This is a genomic window from Thioclava sp. SK-1, assembly GCF_001705665.1.
Taxonomy (GTDB): domain Bacteria; phylum Pseudomonadota; class Alphaproteobacteria; order Rhodobacterales; family Rhodobacteraceae; genus Thioclava.
In genome coordinates this window covers 1-18707 of the sequence record NZ_MDHA01000048.1, presented here as the reverse complement: position 1 = coordinate 18707, position 18707 = coordinate 1, and the positions used below count along the sequence as shown (strand labels likewise).

20 protein-coding genes are annotated in these 18707 nt (G+C 57.4%); 2 read left to right on the top strand and 18 right to left on the bottom strand.

The genetic code is table 11. From position 1 onward, the window contains the following. Positions 1–32 precede the first annotated feature (32 nt). From arsH to BFP70_RS11920, 5 genes are all read right to left on the bottom strand, one after another. Positions 33–743: an arsenical resistance protein ArsH gene (gene arsH / locus BFP70_RS11940; protein WP_066011817.1), complete on the bottom strand. Its 711-nt coding sequence runs from the start codon at positions 741–743 to the stop codon at positions 33–35. Positions 744–760: 17 nt separating this feature from the next. Further along, entirely contained in the window at positions 761–1861 is a 1101-nt protein-coding gene (gene arsB / locus BFP70_RS11935; protein ID WP_066011816.1) for an ACR3 family arsenite efflux transporter, read from the bottom strand. A 26-nt stretch (positions 1862–1887) separates the two neighbouring features. Continuing rightward, entirely contained in the window at positions 1888–2397 is a 510-nt protein-coding gene (locus tag BFP70_RS11930; protein ID WP_066011815.1) for an arsenate reductase ArsC, read from the bottom strand. A gap of 10 nt (positions 2398–2407) precedes the next feature. Next, positions 2408–2740, bottom strand: coding sequence for a helix-turn-helix transcriptional regulator (locus BFP70_RS11925; RefSeq protein WP_066011857.1), 333 nt, complete (start codon positions 2738–2740; stop codon positions 2408–2410). 143 nt (positions 2741–2883) lie between these two features. Next, complete coding sequence (locus BFP70_RS11920; RefSeq protein ID WP_066011814.1) at positions 2884–3732, bottom strand: hypothetical protein; 849 nt, start codon at positions 3730–3732, stop codon at positions 2884–2886. Between the two features lie 115 nt (positions 3733–3847). Between BFP70_RS11920 and BFP70_RS11915 the strand changes: the two genes are divergently transcribed. Beyond that, the gene (locus BFP70_RS11915; protein ID WP_066011813.1) at positions 3848–4591 is read left to right on the top strand and encodes a helix-turn-helix transcriptional regulator; all 744 of its coding nucleotides are present in this window, start codon (positions 3848–3850) and stop codon (positions 4589–4591) included. Positions 4592–4658: 67 nt separating this feature from the next. Here the strand turns inward: BFP70_RS11915 and BFP70_RS11910 are convergent, their stop codons facing one another. From BFP70_RS11910 to BFP70_RS11850, 13 genes are all read right to left on the bottom strand, one after another. Next, positions 4659–5717: a maleylacetate reductase gene (locus BFP70_RS11910; protein ID WP_066011812.1), complete on the bottom strand. Its 1059-nt coding sequence runs from the start codon at positions 5715–5717 to the stop codon at positions 4659–4661. Positions 5718–5748: 31 nt separating this feature from the next. Continuing rightward, on the bottom strand, positions 5749–6048 hold the full coding sequence (locus tag BFP70_RS11905; protein WP_066011811.1) for a Dabb family protein: 300 nt from the start codon (positions 6046–6048) through the stop codon (positions 5749–5751). A gap of 128 nt (positions 6049–6176) precedes the next feature. Continuing rightward, a complete protein-coding gene (locus tag BFP70_RS11900; protein WP_066011810.1) occupies positions 6177–7262 on the bottom strand; it encodes a Gfo/Idh/MocA family protein in 1086 nt (361 codons plus the stop codon). Between the two features lie 20 nt (positions 7263–7282). Beyond that, entirely contained in the window at positions 7283–8278 is a 996-nt protein-coding gene (gene iolG / locus BFP70_RS11895) for an inositol 2-dehydrogenase (RefSeq protein ID WP_066011809.1), read from the bottom strand. 24 nt (positions 8279–8302) lie between these two features. Continuing rightward, positions 8303–9181: a sugar phosphate isomerase/epimerase gene (locus tag BFP70_RS11890; protein WP_066011808.1), complete on the bottom strand. Its 879-nt coding sequence runs from the start codon at positions 9179–9181 to the stop codon at positions 8303–8305. A 5-nt stretch (positions 9182–9186) separates the two neighbouring features. Then, positions 9187–10098, bottom strand: a complete 912-nt coding sequence (locus tag BFP70_RS11885) for an intradiol ring-cleavage dioxygenase (protein WP_066011807.1) — start codon at positions 10096–10098, stop codon at positions 9187–9189. A gap of 93 nt (positions 10099–10191) precedes the next feature. Then, entirely contained in the window at positions 10192–11403 is a 1212-nt protein-coding gene (locus tag BFP70_RS11880; RefSeq protein WP_066011806.1) for a sugar ABC transporter permease, read from the bottom strand. Between the two features lie 27 nt (positions 11404–11430). Beyond that, positions 11431–12219: an ATP-binding cassette domain-containing protein gene (locus BFP70_RS11875; protein WP_066011805.1), complete on the bottom strand. Its 789-nt coding sequence runs from the start codon at positions 12217–12219 to the stop codon at positions 11431–11433. Positions 12220–12277: 58 nt separating this feature from the next. Further along, positions 12278–13345 (bottom strand): sugar ABC transporter substrate-binding protein, encoded by a 1068-nt coding sequence (locus BFP70_RS11870; RefSeq protein ID WP_066011804.1) that lies wholly within the window; start codon positions 13343–13345, stop codon positions 12278–12280. A gap of 161 nt (positions 13346–13506) precedes the next feature. Then, a complete protein-coding gene (locus tag BFP70_RS11865) occupies positions 13507–14421 on the bottom strand; it encodes a LysR family transcriptional regulator (RefSeq protein WP_066011803.1) in 915 nt (304 codons plus the stop codon). A 138-nt stretch (positions 14422–14559) separates the two neighbouring features. Then, positions 14560–15246 carry a DUF4405 domain-containing protein gene (locus tag BFP70_RS11860; protein WP_176715556.1) on the bottom strand — a complete coding sequence of 229 codons (687 nt, stop codon included), beginning with the start codon at positions 15244–15246 and terminating at the stop codon, positions 14560–14562. 2 nt (positions 15247–15248) lie between these two features. Then, on the bottom strand, positions 15249–15716 hold the full coding sequence (locus BFP70_RS11855) for a cytochrome P460 family protein (protein WP_066011856.1): 468 nt from the start codon (positions 15714–15716) through the stop codon (positions 15249–15251). Between the two features lie 155 nt (positions 15717–15871). Then, positions 15872–17254, bottom strand: a complete 1383-nt coding sequence (locus tag BFP70_RS11850) for an MFS transporter (protein ID WP_066011801.1) — start codon at positions 17252–17254, stop codon at positions 15872–15874. A gap of 140 nt (positions 17255–17394) precedes the next feature. Here BFP70_RS11850 and BFP70_RS11845 point away from each other — a divergent pair, with 140 nt between their 5' ends. After that, the gene (locus BFP70_RS11845; protein ID WP_066011800.1) at positions 17395–18285 is read left to right on the top strand and encodes a LysR family transcriptional regulator; all 891 of its coding nucleotides are present in this window, start codon (positions 17395–17397) and stop codon (positions 18283–18285) included. The last annotated feature ends 422 nt before the right edge of the window (positions 18286–18707 follow it).

Sequence of the window (18707 nt, the reverse complement as noted above, 5' to 3'; positions counted from 1 at the left end):
CGGCACGCCGCTTAGCCAAATAGCCAATACGGTCAGATGGATTTTTGATTGACCCGCGCCGACAGCTCTGCCGCGGTTTCAACACGTTCACTGTAACGATCCAGCAGATAGTCCTTGCTATCGCGGGTCAGCAGCGTGAATTTCATCAGCTCTTCCATGACATCCACAACCCGGTCATAAAAAGGCGATGGTTTCATCCGATTGTCGTCGTCGAATTCCAGAAATGCCTTCGGGGTAGAGGATTGGTTCGGGATCGTCAGCAACCGCATCCAGCGGCCAAGAATGCGCAGCTGATTGACCGCATTAAAGCTTTGCGATCCCCCGCTGACCTGCATAACGGCCAAGGTCTTTCCCTGTGTCGGGCGCACGCCCCCAAGTGACAGCGGGATCCAGTCAATCTGCGTTTTCATGATGCCGGTCATCGCCCCGTGCCGTTCGGGCGAACACCAGACCATCCCCTCGGACCAGGTGACCAGATCGCGTAGCTCTTGCACTTTTGGGTGACTGGCCTGAGCGTCATCGGGCAGCGGCAGACCAGAGGGGCAGTAGCTGCGCGTTTCGGCACCCAGCCGAGTCAGGATGCGGGCTGCCTCTTCGGTCATCAACCGGCTGAACGACCGCTCTCGCAGGGACCCATACATCAGCAAGATGCGCGGGGCATGCGTGGCGCGTGTGGGCGGCATCAGGCGGTCGATATCCATCGGCCGAAAATGATCTTCGACAAGGTTCGGGGTATCAGCCAATGCATTGTCCTTTCACGTCAATTAGATACATCGTGCAGATGCCGTCCGGACTGGGCAGGGTCGTTCGCATTTGGGAACCAGTGCTGCGTTTTATTAGCAAATGCCACTAGTGACAGCATCACCGGCACTTCAACCAGCACGCCCACCACCGTAGCCAACGCCGCCCCCGATCCCAGCCCAAACAGGCTGATCGCGACTGCGACGGCCAGCTCAAAAAAGTTCGATGTGCCGATCAATGCACAAGGGGCGGCAACATTGAATGGCATCCGCCATGCCCGCGCGGCGCCATAGGCCAAAAAGAAGATGGCGTAAGATTGCACCAGCAATGGCACCGTAATCAGGGCAATAACCAAAGGCTGCGAGGTAATCACCTTGCCTTGAAAAGCAAATAACACCACCACAGTCAGCAGCAAACCAATGATGGAAACCGGCTGAACGCGGGCTTTGAAACGCGCGACCGCAGGGGCTGCCCCTGTGGCGATAAGGCGCGTCCGCGTCAGATACCCTGCCAGAAGTGGCAAGATCACGTAAAGGCCAACCGATATCAGCAACGTATCCCACGGCACGACAATATCCGTCACCCCCAGCAAGAGGGCCACAATCGGTGCAAAGGCAAAGACCATGATCACATCATTCACGCTGACCTGCACCAACGTATAGGTCGCATCGCCGCGCGTCAGGTTCGACCATACGAACACCATTGCAGTGCACGGCGCCGCCCCCAGCAATATTACCCCCGCCAAATAGGCCTGCGCGTCTTGCGCCGGGATCAGCCCCGCAAAGACATATTTGAAAAACACCACGCCCAGCGCGGCCATTGTGAACGGCTTGACCAGCCAATTCACCACCACCGTCACAATCAGGCCCTTTGGTCTGTCCCCCACCTGACGCAGCGCAGAGAAGTCCACGCCCACCATCATCGGATAGACCATCGCCCAAATCAGTACCGCCACAGGCAGGTTGACCGATGCCACCTCTAGCCCGGCGAGAGCGGCGAACGCCGTGGGAAACAAATTTCCAAGCACCAGGCCCGCCAAGATTGCCAGCGCAACCCAGACAGACAGCCAACGTTCAAATGGCCCCAATCCCCCCGCTGCGGGGCGCGATATCTTGTTCATACTGCCCTTCCAAAACGTTTGGCGATTCAATCCGCTGCGGCGACAGATTTGCCGATGTCGTCCAGGTTGCGCTGCAATGCCAACCGGTCCAGAGACCCAATCGGCAGGCTAAGGAAAATAGAGATCCGGCTGCGCAGCATTCGGTAGGTTTCCGAAAAGGCCAGCCGTTTCACCGCATCGGCCCCTTCAACCTGCACCGGGTCAGGCATACCCCAATGGGCAGTGATCGGCTGGCCGGGCCACAGCGGGCATTCCTCGGCCGCGGCCGCGTCACAAACGGTAAAGACAAAATCCATCTGCGGTGCCTGTGGCAGTGCAAATTCATCCCAGCTTTTAGAGCGGGCAAAGCCCGTGTCGTGGTTCAGCCCACGCAGCAGATCCAACGTATAGGGATGCGGCGCGGCCCCGGGGCGCGATCCCGCGGAGTAGGCGTGAAACCGGCCCTGCCCTTCGCGGTTCATGATCGCTTCGGCAAGGATCGAACGCGCCGAATTTCCGGTGCACAAGAACAAAACATTATACAGACCTTTGGCCATTTTCTGTCTCCTAACAGGGGCACGCAAGTTCTTTGATAATAGGTTGGCACAGTTCTGGGCGCCCACCGCAACAATCTTCCATCAAAAACGCCAGTAGCCCGCGCAGCCCCTCCATATCAGAGGCATAGCGGATGGCCCGCCCCTCGCGCGTGGGGCGGATAAGCCCAGCGCGCGCAAGCGTCGCAAGATGTGCTGACATGGTGTTTTGACGCACCTGAAGCGCGTCACTGATATCACCGGCCAACATACCCTTTTCACCGGCCTGAATAAGCAGACGGAACACATCAAGCCGTGTGGTTTGACTTAGGGCCGCAAAAGCATTGAGTGCATGATTCTTATCCATATATCCGGAACTATCGATATATGGGCGGCGCGTCAAGCGGTTTGCCTGCCTTGATCGGCCGCGTTCGCGGGATGCCGGCACGACGCCCAACAGATTTATGCGCCCCCTTGGTGCAGCGTTGCACCGTATCGGGGGCGCAGGCGTCAGGGGTAGGTTTGGGCGGTCAAACTGCCCTCCAACATCGACGGCAAAAACAGCGTTTTGTCATGAACCGAAATATCGGCAAGTCCGACGGGATAGGTGTTCACAAGCTGATGCGTGCCATTTGGCGCAACCGTGAAAAGCGCCCCGGTGTTCCAATCATTGGTCAGCAACATGTTCCCTGCGCGCGCGACCCCATCAAGATTCCCAAGATCAGGCGCGATAGTGCTGATACTTTGCGTTTCCAAATCAACCGCCAACAAAGCACCCGGTGCATCTGTCGAAAAATCCTCATGCATGCCCTGCCCCCATGACGCCACGACAAGGCGCGACCCATCCAACAACACACCATTGGGATGCGACAGCGCCGCATCTTCAAGCCAGACGCGCATTTCCCCCGCCTGATATTGCCAGATGCGATTGCCAAGGAAATCGCTGACATAAGCCAGCGCCCCATCTGATGTGATATCATTCAAGAAATCTGCACCCGGCACCTTCAGGCTGCGCGTCAATGTGCCTGTTGTCAAATCGACCTCATGCAGCCGCGTCAGATCCGCCACAAGAAGCGTGTTGCCGATGATAGCCATCCCCTTGGGCGCATCCAGCCCGGTGATCCATTCCCGGTTCAACATCACGCCATCCGGGGACATAAGTGCCAGATGGCCATTGCCATCGGCCTGCCCCGGATGCCCGCCGATCACGCTTAGCACGATACGATTATGTGCAGCGTCAAAAATGGCGCTTTCAGGCATATCAAAGGCGGTCACGGTCCAGCCGGTCTTCGTCTCTGCACAGGCAGGGCTTGCCAGCCCCAGAATGCTGGCTGCAATGGAAGGGAAAATATGTTTCATTGGTTGCTCCTACATGTCACAGCAACCCTACTGATCAGATACCAACTCTGATATATCAACATTTTGAGTATCAATATATGATACCAATGGTGACGATCAGCATACAGGGGGCGGCATGCAGGCGGAACTATTCGAGATTTTGAAATCTGTTTTGAAGGCGCGCAAAGTTACCTATGCAGATTTGGCGCAGCGGCTTGAAGTGTCAGAGCCCACGATAAAACGCGTCTTTGCAGACCGGGATTGCAAATTAAGCCGAATGGTTGAGATATGCGCAGCCCTTGACCTGACGCTTGATGACCTGATGGCACAGGCCAGCCATGTTGACCTGCGCCCAACCCAATTGAGTGGCATGCAAGAAGCCCGATTGGCAACCAACCGCCCTGCCTTCAATCTGTTCCTGCTTTTGTTAGACGGGATGCCATTTGACGCCATCCGAGACCATTATCAGTTGTCGCCGCAGCAAAGTTTCAAGCTGGGCATAGCGCTGGAGAAATTGGGCCTGGCTGAGGTCATGCCGGGTAACCGTGTCCGGCTGACGGTGCAAGGCCCAGTTGACTTCCGCCGAGACGGCCCATTGCACCAGGCCCTTGTCGCGCTGAATATGGATTTTCTGCGCCGTGCCTATCTTGCGCCCGATACAGATCATTCAGCATATCTGACACAAACCCGCCGCATGACACAAAAGACAGCGCACCATATCCTGACACGTCTTCGCGATGTGCAAACAGATCTGGCGACCCTTGCGCGGCGCGATCAGCTGACACAGCCTGAAGAGGCATTGCAAAGCTACAAAATCGGGATCGCGCTGTCCCCTATCCAGTTTTCCCAACTGCTGTCTTTGACCGACACGGCACCCTAACCGAACCGCTTTGCCGCCCGCATCCGCCCCGCCGAACCTCTCCGTGGTGCAAATGCGGGCGTTAATATTATGATTTGGGCGCAGTGCCTTCCCACGCGCGCTGCAACAGTGCGCGCAGCGGCTGCGCCTCAATAGTCCGGGGGTTCCAATATGGATTGGCCAAAGCGATTTCGCAGGCGCGGTCCAGATCGGCTTCTTCCACCCCCAGATCATGCAGCGCAAGCGGCACGCCCAGCTGGCGCGCCAGATCGTACAGGCCCTGTGGCCCGTCTGACGCACCAATGGCCCGCGCGATCCGCGCCATCGCATCGGGGGCCGCCGGGCTGTTGTAAGCCAGCGCATGGGGTAAAACGATGGTATGGGTTTGCGCATGAGGCAGATTGAAACTACCACCCAGCGTGTGGCACAGCTTATGATGAAGCGCCATGCCGACATGGCCCAGAACCGTTCCACACAGCCACGCGCCATATAGGCATTGCGATCGTGCCTCCACATCCTTGGGTTCGGTGCGCAGCACGGGCATGCCTTGGGCCAGCGCGCGAATGCCTTCCTCGGCCATCAGCGACATCACCGGATTGCCATCGCGCGCATACAGCCCTTCCGCCGCATGGGCGATCGCATTCATCCCACTAACAAGCGACATCTCCACCGGCAGTGTGTAGGTCAGCTCGGGGTCATAGATCACTGACCGCGGCACCACGCGCGCATCCTTGCCTGTGGTCTTCAGGCCATTCTTGGTGATCCCATACACCGGCGTCATTTCCGACCCGGCATAGGTGGTGGGAATGGCGATGATCGGCAACGAGGATTCCAGCGCAATCGCCTTGCCCAGGCCTATAGTAGAGCCGCCACCAACAGCCACGGCGCAATCGGCCTGTAGGTCGCGCGCAACCTCCCGGGCTGTGCGCGCGCTTTCGATGGGCACATGCATTTGCGCCCCATCATGAATACCGGCACATCGTTTTCCCAAAAAATTCGCGATCTGCTGCGCCTGTTCACGTTGGTCTGGCGTGCATAAAATTAAGGCGCGGTGGGCACCGATGGCCTCCACCTCGGCACCGACGCAGGCACGCTTACCGGGGCCAAATACAATGCGGGACGGCAGGGCAGTATAGGTGAAATCCATAAATGCTATCTCCTGTTTAAAGGGCCCGATGTTAAAATCTATAATCGACCTGATGCCGGGCGATGCGCGATTTTCCTAGCGCCTCTTTCACCCGCAAATGCGCCGGGTGCACCGCATAGCCATCCAACGATTCCTGGCTGTCAAATTCTGTGTAAAGCACCACATCGCAGGCGTAATCCACGCGGCTGTGATCAAAACCTACTTCAAGACGCAGCAGCCCGGGTATTTCAGCGCGAATGGCTTCAAACTGCGCGCGCAAAAATTGCGCGGCCTGAAGCCGTTCTTCAGCCGTGTCACCGGCCATATTCCACATGACGATATGCTTAATCATGATCGCTTATCCTATATCTATGGCCCCTTGCCAGAGACCCGTTTGGCAGGTGAAAGACCGCAAGCGACCGGCCCCTTGGAACGGATCCCAAGGGAGCGGCACGACCAGCCCGTCAAAACTGGGCCAGGTCAAAGGATGACTTCTGCCCCGTTGTCAGAGGATGATTTGAACAGCGCCTCAAGGATGCGGTTGATGTTATGTGCCTGTGATGCGGGCACATTGGACGGCGCGCCGCTGCGCAAAGAATGCTCAAACGCGGCCGCTTCACGATCAAAGTAAACCGGGTTGCCGATCTCTGCGATTTCAGGCGAATAAACGGTTTTGCGCACAGCCCAAATTTCAGGGAAAGAATTTTCGTTATACTCTGTCCAGCCCTGTGCAAGCCCGTGTTTGCCTGTGCTGTAGATTTTATAGCTCGCAGGCATAGGGCGCGAATGCATCACACCATCGGTGCCATAGGCCGTGATATCCCAGCTTTCAGTCCAGGGCATCGGATCCCAGGACATGAAGTCGATGGTGATCATCTTGTCGTCGTAATTCAAGATCGCACCTGCAGCGTCTTCGCGGGCATTGTCGGGCATGACACCCGCGAATTTGGAAATCCGCGCGTTTACACTGTTCGGCATACCGAAATGCAGCAGCAGCCGGTCGATGGTATGGCAGCCGATGACATAGAACGCCCCGCCAATATCGCCGGGCTGGCGCATGTGGTCGGTATCCGCCTCGTTATGCGAACAGCCCGCATGGGCGCGCACTTGCAAAATTTTGCCAAGCTGGCCCTTGGACAAAACTTCCTGCATTTTGTCGACCGATGGCGCATAGCGCCAGCAATAGCCAACCTGAAAAAGCTGGCCGGTGCGTTCGGCGGCATCCACCAGCCGCGCTGTGTCTTGCGATCCGCGACCGGCGGGTTTTTCGCATAGGACGGCTTTACCGGCCTCCATCGCCTCGATTGCCCAATCGGCCATCCGGTAGCTTTTGGGATGGATCATCACCGCATGGACATTCGGATCGGCAAGAATGTCTTCCTTGCTGCGCGCCTCAATTCCCATCGCCTCCACGAAGGGCTGCAACAGCGGACTGTCATCATAGGCACCAAGGACCCGGGCGTTGGCCATGCGTTTGAACGCTTTCACCCGGCCAGAGGTATGCGGATGGGTGATGCCCAGACAGGCTATACCCAGCGGTGTGTCGGATCCGATTGCATAGGTCATAAGATATCCTCCCTTTAAATTCAGACCGAGACCGTGCGGCCAGTGCGCACAGACTCCAAAGCCGCTTCGGCAAGGCGCAGCGCCTGCACCCCGTCTACGGCGGTTGTGGGCAGCGGGCCACCGCTGGCCAGCGCGGCGATAAATGCCTCCATCTCGGCCCGGTACGCCTGCGTATAGCGTTCAAGGAAGAAGTTCAGCAGTGGCTGCTGCGCATCTGTCATCGTCGCGGTGGTCAGGCGCATGGTGGTGGGACGCAGATTGTCTTGCGTCAGCATCCCGGTGGCACCCAAAACCTCTATCCGCTGATCATAGCCATAGACCGCTTCACGGCAGTTATTGATATGCGCCTGCTTGCCGCTGGCGGTTTGCAAGATCACCATCGCCGTATCGAAATCATCATATTTCTTTACCAGCGCAGGATCCACAACGCGCGACGCCATCGCGGTCACGCTGACAGGCTCTTCGCCCAGAAGCCAGCGCGCCATGTCCAGATCATGGATCGTCATGTCCCGAAACAGCCCACCCGAAGATTTCACATAGCCTTCGGGCGGCATGCCCGGGTCACGGCTGGAAATCACGACCTGCCGAACCTCGCCAATCTGGCCCACATCAATGGCCCGGCGAATTTCGGCAAATGTTGGGTCGAAGCGGCGGTTGAATGCCAGCATGACCTTTGCGCCCAGCTTTTCGATCTGGGCGGCCGCCTGCGCGCTTTTGCCCATATCAAGGTCGATGGGCTTTTCGCATAAAACCGCTTTGCCCAGTTTCACCGCATGCATCAGCAACCCGATATGGGTGTCGGTGGGTGTGCCGATCACCACGGCATCAACGTCATCACGGGCGATGGCCGCCATCGGGTCCGTCATCGCACAGGCGCCGTATTGCGCGGCCAGCGGTTCGCAGGCCTCGGCAAAGGGGTCAGCCACGGCAACCAGCCGGGCGTTGGGGTTGGCGGCCACATTGCCGGCATGGATTTTGCCGATGCGACCTGCGCCCAGTGTTGCAATTCCGATCATGGGAGAGTTCCTTGAATTGACGTGTCAGTCAGCCGGCAGGGCGATTTTGGCAAATTGTTGCATGGTGGTGTCAAAGGCGCGGGTTGCGGCCATTTCCAGCGGCAAATGGCGATGATAGGCCGAGATAAGCTCCACCCCCCAATAGCTGCGATACCCCTGATCCAGCATCGCCTGGATCTGCGCCGGAATGTCGATGGCCCCTTCACCGCACAGCCTGCGGTAATGGGTGGAATCGTTGAACAGATCACCCAAAATCTCGGGGCCGGCATCGTCCAGCTCTGCCGCGAGCAAGAACTCGGGCGGGATTTTGCGGATGTCATCGGCGCTCATTCCACCGCGTTCCACATGCCATGTATCGACCAGTAAGCCGCCATTGGTCACGCCCAGATCGCGGAACAGTTCCAGACCGCGATCAATCGTGTTGATACTGGCAAAGGGCAGGAATTCGATCACAATATCGATGCCCAATGGTTTCGCCTTTTCACAAATGTCAAAAAGGGCGGCCCGCATCGCGCCCACATCCGGCGCCTGAGTTTCAAAGACGCCGCCGCCCAGCTTGATCTTACGCACACCAAGCGCATCACTGATCTCAAGCATCCGATTATACATCCGCCCCGAAAGGGCGCGGCGATCGCCATCAAGGTGCCAATCTACTAGGAATTCCAGCTCGACATGTTGGATATTGTTGTCGTCAAAGATCTGGCGCATCCCAGCCAGGCCATAGCGTTCAATGGACACTTCCACATCGTCCATGACAAAGCCCATGCCCTGCCAGCCTGTGCGCCCGCAAACGGCCGCACGTTCGGCCAGGCTATAGGGGCTGACCTCGGTCGGGGCACCGGGATAGGTATTGCCTGCCACAGTCCAATAAGAAGCGCAAAGGCTGATATCGTCGAGTTTCATAGCTTTTATCCGTTGGATGCGGGGGTTTTGCGTGCAAGGACAAAGTCCCAGTCCGCCAAAAGGAAAGGATTGGGCATGCCGTAGTCTTCAGCCATCTTTGGATCGTCGATATGCTGAAAATTCGCCACAAGATCTTTCTTCACGCCAAAGACCGTATCCTCTTTCAGGTAAGGGCAATCAGGGGTGAAGATATGGGTGATGATCTCATCGTAGCCCTCAGAAGTGACGATGAAATGCATATGCGCTGCGCGGTTGGGATGGCGGGCCAGATCACCTAACAGCTTGCCCACCGGGCCGTCATCGGGGATAGGATAGAACCGCGGCTTGACCGTCTGGAACCAGTAACGCCCATCGGCATCGGATTTGAACACGCCGCGCAGATTGTATTCAGGCTGTTCGCCCTTTTGCTGCACATCGTAAAACCCGTCATCATTGGTTTGCCATACATCGATGGTCGCCCCTTCAACGGGGTTGCCATCAACATCCATTACGCGCCCGCGCACCAGTGTCGGTTCGCCTTTCTGATCAAGGCAGATATTCGCACCGTTGGGATAATGCGGTGCACCCTCCACATAAAACGGCCCTAAGATGGTGTTGGGCGTGGCGCCCGACGGGCGGCGGTGGTTAATCGAATCCACCAACATCGTCACCCCCAGAACATCAGACAGCAAGATATATTCCTGACGCCAATCGGTGCACATATGTCCGGTTTCGGTCAAAAACCGGATGGCTGCGAACCATTCTTCATGCGTGGGTTCGATCTCTTTAACAGCCGCATGAAGATGTTTTGTCAGAATGCTCACCACCTCTTTCAGGCGCGGATCGGCGGCACTACCAATGCGAGAGTTCACAACCTCAACCGACATTTCTTCGTCGAAATATCCGCCGTCGAATGCGCTGTCTTGCGTATTTGCCATGACATTTTCCTTTGGATTGAGCGGCGCTTACGCCCTTTTAACCTATGTATTGGGGCCACGCCTGGTAACGGGCAGGCGTGGCCCAAGGCCTTGTCAGAAGCTTTGCTGACCCGTGGCCTTTTCAATCAGTTTGTCGATGGAAACGGCAAGCACCAGCAAAAGTCCGGTGACGATCAAACGGATTTCATTTTCCACCCCCATCAGGTTCAGACCGTTGCTGACCGTGCCGATCACCAGCGCCCCCAGTAATGCCGCGTGGATGGAACCGCGTCCGCCGAACAGGCTGACCCCACCAATCACTGCCGCCGCGATGGATTCCAGCAACAAGGTGCCACCCCCAACGCCACCGCCGGAAAAAACGCCCACACCGAGGGTCCGCGATGCGGCAATTACCCCGGCCAGCGCCGCGACACCGCCCGCAATGGCAAAAGCCGTCATTTTGATCCGGTCGACCTTTACGCCCGAACGACGCGCCGCCTCGTCATTATTGCCCACCGCATAAAGATACAGACCGAACTGGGTCTGCTTTAGCACATAGCCACCCAACCCCAGCAACACCGCGAAAATCAACACCACCAGCGGAATGCCCTTATGCGCCGACAAGATGGCAACCACGACGATACCAAAACCTGTGGCTGCGACGATCGGCGCCACCACGCCGCGCATCACCGGGGTTTCCAGCCCGGCTTTATTTCGCCGCGCCGCCTCGGAAAACACCAGCCCGGCAAAGACCAGCAAACCAATGACCAGCACGACCCACGCCCAGATGCCGCCAATATTGGTCAGCGCGATCTTCTCCAGCCCCGTGCCGTTCAGGCTGTAACGTGCGGTGGCGGGCAATAAGATCAGCTGTAAACCATTAAGCGCAAGGCCCAACCCAAGCGTCACCACGAAAGAGGGCACGCCGACAAAGGTCACCCATCGCGCCGACAGGCTGCCGATCAGCGCCCCGATCGCAATGGCCATAGGCACCGCAAGCCAGGGTGACACCCCTGCCTCAACGATCAGCTTGGCCATAAGAACCGAGGTCACGCCGTTGATCGCGGCCACCGACAAATCGATCTCCTTCACCAGCAGAACGAACATGACGCCCAGCGCCATAATGCCCACCACAGTGCTTTGCACCAAAAGGTTCGACAGGTTGCGCGCCGTCAAGAACACGTCGCTTTGAATGGTGAAAAAGACCCAAAGCGCCACAAGACCGATAACAATCGGCAAGGCGCGGAAATCGCTGGAGAGCAGCTCTCCGATGCTGCGACGACGCACAAGGGGTGGGGCCGCAGTGGTGACAGTGGTATCCGCCATGAGGGTTCCTTTGAATATCTGATGCGGTCAGCCCGCGAGATTGACGCCTTCGTTCCCGCCAACCATGGCGTTCACGACCTGCTCGCCGGTCACTTCGCTGGATTTGAAGCTGGCGGCATTTGCCCCCAGCCGCATGACCTCGATCCGGTCGGTGGCGTTGACGACGAAATTATGAATGTCGTGGCTGACCACGACGATGCCCAGACCCTGATCGGCAAGGGTGCGGATCAATGTGCCGACCTGCTCGGCCGCGGAATGGCTAAGCGCGGCGGTGGGCTCATCAAGGATCACGACCTTGGGTGTCCAAAGGATCGACCGGGCAATGGCGATGTTTTGGCGTTGCCCGCCTGACATTGCGCCCACCGGGCGGGTCAGCGACAGATTGCCCAGACGCATCCGGCCAAGCACCTCACGCGCTTTGACTTCGCTTTCCGCACGGCGAAGACGGCGGCCAAACAGGCCCGATCCGGTCAATTCACGACCAAGAAAAAGGTTCTGCACCGCGTCAAGATTAGCGCAGAGCGCAAGGTCTTGATACACTGTCTGAATACCCAGTTTTTGCGCATCGGTGGGCGAATTGATCGTAACCGGCTTGCCTTCAAATTCATACTCGCCCGAGGTGGCCATATGCACGCCTGCCATGACCTTGACCATGGTGGATTTACCCGCGCCGTTGTCCCCAACCAGCGCCACGACCTCGCCCGCGTGCACATCCAGCGATGCACCCCGCAATGCGTGCAAAGAACCGAACCGCTTGTGAATATTGCGCATCGAGATCAGCGGTGTAGCTGACCGACCCGGTGTCGCGTCCGTCATCTCAATTTCCTCCCTTGGAAGTGATGGGGCGACCATTACGCCGCCCCGCAGCAGCGTGTTACTGATTTGACTGGCAAATTTCGGTATCTTCAACGCCTTGGCAAATTTCATCCCAGGTCCAGACGCCGGCAGTGACCGCATCTCCCAGATTGTTCTGGGTGATATTGTTCACAGGCAAGAAGACGGCCGGAACATCCATATATTCATTGTTGACGCGGCCATTGATCATGTCTTGTGGCACGCCGTTTCCAGCCAGGATCGAGGCGGCAACATCCGCCGCAGCATTGGCTTCCAGCCGCAAATCCTTCAGCACAGAATTGTCCTGCCATCCCTGTGCGATATAGCGCAGTGCTTCCACCGTGGCATCTTGCCCCCCGGTGACGATTTTCTCACCCGGTGCATAGCCTTGGCTAATCAGGGCCGCGACCGAACCGCCGGTGGTGCCGTCATTCATTCCCAGGAAAATATCCACATCGCCACCGGTTCGCGTCAGGCAGTCTTCGGCAAAGGCCTGCGCCAGCGTCGGATCCCAATTTTGGGTATATTGTTCACAGACGATCTCAACCTTACCGCTGTCGATCAAGGGCTGCAGATATTCATCTTGGCCCTTTTCATATTGCCCGGTGCCAAATTCGCCCTGGTTGCCCTTCACCCGGGCGAGTTTCACGGGCGCCTTGTCCATCGCATCAATCAGCTCTGCGGCGCGGCTGCCCTGTGCTTGCCCTACGGCAAGTGAGTCAAACACAACATGCGCCTCGGCCTTGCCGCCAATCGCATCGTGATCATACAGAACGACCGGAATTCCGTCGATTTCCGCTGCGGCCAGGCCACCGGCAACAAGGTTTGCATCTGCCGAAGTCAGCAAGATCAGATCCGCGCCTTGCGCAATCGCATCTTCGATCTGGCGTTGCTGTTGCTGCGGATCACCCTGTGCGTTTTGCACGGTCACATTGGCGCCGGGCAGCTTTTGCTGCAGCGCTTCCACGAAAAATGGCGCGTCGCGGCTTTCAAACCGGATCGTGGTGGTATTGGGCAGCAAAAAGAACACTTTGCTGCTGTCTTGTGCCTGAACTGTGGTCGCCAATGTTGTGGTCGCCAAAAGCGCCGTCGCGAAATGCCTCATCATCAGTTTCTCCTCCCTGATGCTATGTCCCGATGCTGGCACTACACGGGCTGACCCTCCCAGATCACGCCGATGACCGCACCAAGCAGAGACTGATTAACATTCACGAATTACGGGATAAACAGACAATTTTGGGAAACTTTATTGCAAAATCTGCAAAAAGCCTACCGCGTCCAAAGCGCTTCAAAGTTATTGTGCTGAAAGGTCTCGACCAAGAAGTCGATGAACAGCCTTGTGCGTAAGGGCATGAAATACTTGCTGGGATAGGCGATATTCATCGTTAGTCGGGGCAGATCCCAATCGTCCAGCACGCGCACCAAACGCCCAGCGTCCAGATCAGCCTGAATGATATAGGTGGGCTGCGCCAAGATCCCCAGCCCGTCACGTGCCGCCGCGCAAATCAGCTGCCCATCATTGGCCACAATGCCGCCGTCAACCTCGACCTTGATTTGCTCATCTGCGCGACGAAAGTTGAATTCATTCCAGTTATCCGCAAGGGAATATAAAATCAGGTCATGGTCTTGCAGCTGTGACGGGTGTTGGACCATGCCGCGACGCGCAATATAATCCGGCGACGCGGCCAGCAGCCGCCGCGTTTCTGCGAGCCTGCGAATGGTGATAGAGCTGTCTGCCTCTACCCGTCTTAGGCGAATGGCAAGGTCAAGACCGTTCTCAATCAGATCATAATAGCGGTTCGACGAAACAATCTCGACCGACAGCGACGGATAAAGTTCGCGGAAGGCTTTCACCGCCGGCATCAAATGCAAAAGCGAAAAGGACAAGGACGCACCGATACGCAAGCGCCCCGTAGGCACATGTGAGCCCATCGCGATATTGGCCTCGGCCTCCTCCCACGTAGCCAGCAGGTCGCGGGCGTCGCGATACAGCCGCTCCCCCTCATCTGTCAGGCTCAGCTGCCGGGTAGAGCGCTGAATAAGCCGTGTGCCCAGGCGCGCTTCCAGATTGCTTAGGTGCCGGCTGACGCCAGACACAGACGTATTCAATGCCTCCGCCGCGCGGGTCATGCTGCGTTCATCGGCAATCTTCACAAAGACCTGAAATTCTGTCCAACGGTCCACATCGTCTCCCTTCGGTATCCTCTACCGTCCAGGGTAACCTGCATCCGTTACACCGCATGTTCAATCCGCTGCCGTATCCGACCGTGTGAATCGATGGCCAACCACCAAAGTCACCGCCGCCGATGTTGGACCCGAAAATCAGCCCACGCGCCTGCGCAACAAGCGCGTTGTCATCAACACCGCCAGATGCGCCGCCATCGCAATTGTCATCAGCGTCGCCCCCCAATGCGCAAAGAACGGCAAAACAGACGCGTTGAAATCCCACATCGACAGCGCATAGCTGAAGCGCAACCGAGGCCAAAAGCCAAGGATCGTGCCGCTGAATATGCCCTGAATTGCGGCCGCCATACCCATCAACCACAGCACCGGCACACCCCATCGCGGCACACCACGCCCGGCCACCATCCGCAATAACGCGAAGATCCGGACCCAGTTCACCCCCAGATGCAGCGCCGCCAAGGCGATCACCCAATAGGCCGCGAACCAGTGAACTTCTTGCAAAATGAAAAAGCGCGGCATCGGCAGCCACTGGGCCAATACGCGCGAGACGCCGATGCTGGTGATTAACAACAGCGCAATCGTCACCGTAAGGCCCATACCAACGATCAAATTGAACGCTCGCTGGACCGTCATGCCGCCACAGCGCAGCCCTTTCCACCAAAACAGATTATTGCCCACATGGCGCAACACGATGATCAAGAAGACTGTGCCCGTCGCCTCATGCACAGCATTGCCCAACCACCAATAGGCAAAGGCCAACATCAAACACATCACCATCGCACCGTCCACGATCAGGCGCGGCCAAGGGCGGGTCCAGCGCAGCACCATCATTCAAATCTGCGCGCGTCATTATAGGTATACAGATAGCTGCGGCTTTCGCGCGACATATGGCAGGATCGGCAGCGCGCCGTGTTTTCATCTGTGTTGATCTGACCCGTGGGCCAATACCACTGAAACTGCCAATCGCCAGTACGCGTGCCGTCGGTATAGGCATCGCCAAAACCGTCACCTTTTTCCATCACGAACAGGCGATAGACCTCTCCTTCGCGCCAATCTTGCAAGATCACCTGCGTGCCGTCAGGGATCTCTTCGCCTGCCTTCAATGCGGCCAACGCCTGAGCAGAGGTATACATGAACTCTGTCACATCTCCGCGCCGGACCGTGGTATAATGGACCAAACCGCCCAACATGTCTTGTGTCGGATAGCGGACTTGATTTGGCTCTGCCCATGCAGCAATGGCGCATATTCCAGCAAGCCCGAGGCCGGCAGAAAGGGTCGTCGTTACCTTGTTCATCATAAACATCCCTTGGTGTCGTTGTTCTCAGACCAAGTCGCCCCGAGAATTATGTATGCAGGTCCAAAATGGGGCACCCCCCGCCTGTCGATTACCCGCATAAATGGGATAAACCGCATAAGCAGGGCCGATAAATCTGCTCTGCCAATACTGGCTTAGGGCTGTCGCCGCAGGATAAAGAGTTTGGAAATCACAAGCGCAGCAAACACCAGAACCGCGCCCCCCATAAGCGCATGCGATGTGCGTTCGGCAATTGCGGCAGCGGAACTGCCAGAGGCCGATGTCAACGTGGCCAGTGCCACCAAAAGGGCCAGACCCAATGAAGACCCCATCTGATGTGCCACATTCACCGTGCCAGATGCCGCCCCAACATCGCGCGGCTCAACATCGGTGATACCAGCAGAGGTCAATGGTGCCATAGCGGCCCCTTGCCCAAAACCAACAAAAATCATCGGCAACATGATATCGGTCCAAAGGTTGCTATCGGTTCCCAGCAGTGACAGCCATGCAAGCCCGACACCGCAGGTCACAAGGCTAAGCAGCAGAACCCGTCCACGCCCCACACGCCCCATCATCCGGGTGACATTCATCGCAGCCAAAAAATTCACAAAAGTGGCCGGTAAGAACGCAAGCCCGGTCATCGCCGCCGACAGGCCCAGAACCTCTTGCATGTATTGCGCGACGAAAAAGTAGAAGGCGACATTGGCCCCAAGGAACAAAACGCGCGCACCATAGGCGCCACTGCGTTCGGCATGTGTCAAAAGCCGGAGGGGCAGAAGCGGCTCTCGCACCCGTGCTTCAACCATCAAGAACGCTGCCAGAAGGACCGCACCGACGGCCAGCACCCCAATAGAGCCCCAATTGCCCCAGCCCGTTTCTGCCGCATGGACAGCGGCAAAAACCAAACCGCCCAGGCCCAGGGTCGATAAAACCGCACCGCCCAGATCAATCTTGCCCTGAAACGTTGGCGTTTCCTGTACGAAACGCAGCGCCACAACCAACAACCCAAGGCTGACCGGCAGGTTCAAAAAGAACCCCGCGCGCCACGATACGAAATCAGCCAGTAGCCCCCCCAGCACCATACCAAAACTGGCCGAGACACCCGCAGCCGCCGAATACAACGCAACAGCCCGGTTCCGCTGTTCGCCCGCCGCGAAAGTCACTTGCAGCAGCGCCAGCGTAGAGGGCGCAAGAATGGCCGCGCCCAGGCCCTGAACCGCCCGCGCCGCCACGATAAATCCCGCACTTTGCGCCAGCCCAATGGCCAGCGACGCAAGTGCAAAGATGCCAAGGCCGATCACATACATGCGGCGGCGACCAAACAGGTCGCCCAGCTTCCCCCCCAATAGTAAGAACCCTCCAAAGAACAAGGTGTAGATGGAGGACACCCAGGACAGCCCCGCATCAGTGAAGCCAAGATCCGTCTGCAGCCGTGGAAGGGCCGTCAATACGATAGAAATATCAAGCACGATCATCGCATAGCTAAGTACGATTAATGCGAGCACAGCCTTGATGTGCGTAGAGGAAGCCTGTGTCATAGGTGGTCCCGTATAGCGTCCCCTAAGGGAATTGCGGTTTCCCCGGGGCATGCCCGGGCTTGTCCCTTACCTAGAGCGCCCCTATTTATTCGATTAGGTGTATAAAGTTGAATGCCACCATAAGCAAAAGGGCATAATATATGCGCAGGACGTTTAATGAACTTTACGCCTTTACCGTGGTGGCACGGCACCGCAGTTTTACCCGTGCGGCGGCTCATTTGGGAATGTCGCAATCGGCATTATCGCAAACCGTCAAAAACCTTGAAGAAAACTTGGGCGTTCGGCTGTTGACCCGATCAACACGCAGCGTGTCTCCTACCGAAGCAGGGGCGCGCCTGATGTCACGGCTGGGCCCACAATTCGATGATATGGAAGACGCGCTGGACGCGCTGAATTCTGACCGGCAAACCCCGCGCGGCACGATCCGCATCAGCGCGGGCGAACATCCCGCCATCGCCATTCTACAACCGAAACTGGGCGTTTTTTTGGACGACTATCCCGATATAGCGGTGGAAATCGGGGTGGATGGCGGGCTGATCGACATTGTGGCCGAGGGTTTTGATGCCGGTGTACGGCTGGGGCAACAGGTGGCCAAGGACATGATAGCAGTGCGTATCAGTCCCGATATTACTATGTGTATGGTTGCTGCGCCCAGCTATGCGCAAAAACACGGCATGCCGCACACACCCGAAGCACTGACCGAACATCGCTGCATCAACACTCGCTTACCTACCCATAACGGGCTATTTGCATGGGAGCTGGAAAAGGATGGCGATGAAACCCGCGTGCGTGTGGATGGCCCTGCAACCTTTAACAACCTACCGCTACGACTGGCCTCTGCTTTGGATGGGATTGGCATTGCCTATATGCCCCATGACCGGGCGGCGCCATATCTGAATGCGGGGCAGCTGCTGCCGGTTTTGCAAGACTGGTGGCCGGTCTGGGAAGGCTATCACCTGTATTATCCCAACCGACGACAAATGAGCCCTGCATTTCGCCTGCTGATTGACCACCTGCGCCACAGGGGATGATCTGTGGCGCAGCCCCTTTTTAGCGTTGCGATCAAAATCCATCGTCCGGCCCATGCCCCGCGCGAATGATACGCTTTGACTTATGTTGGTTAGCGCCAGTCGGATGCTAATACTGTGCCGTCCTGTGCCCTAGATTGATAGCTGTCCATCGCCACCGAAGACTGCATCCGCCGCCTTCCATCAGACGTAGGGGCAAACTGACAGCCAGCACCGAATTGAACCGACGCGTGGCGTTGATGACGCTGATCGGACCGACGCTGTCGCTTGGACTTGTCGCGGTTTGGTGCCGCTCCTTTGATGACGTAATGTGCAGCAAAGGAGATAAACCATGGGCACAGGCAGAACGGATGAATTTCGCAAGGATGCGGTGCGGATTGCGCTGACCAGCGGGCTTTCGCGTCGTCAGGTCGCGGATGATCTGG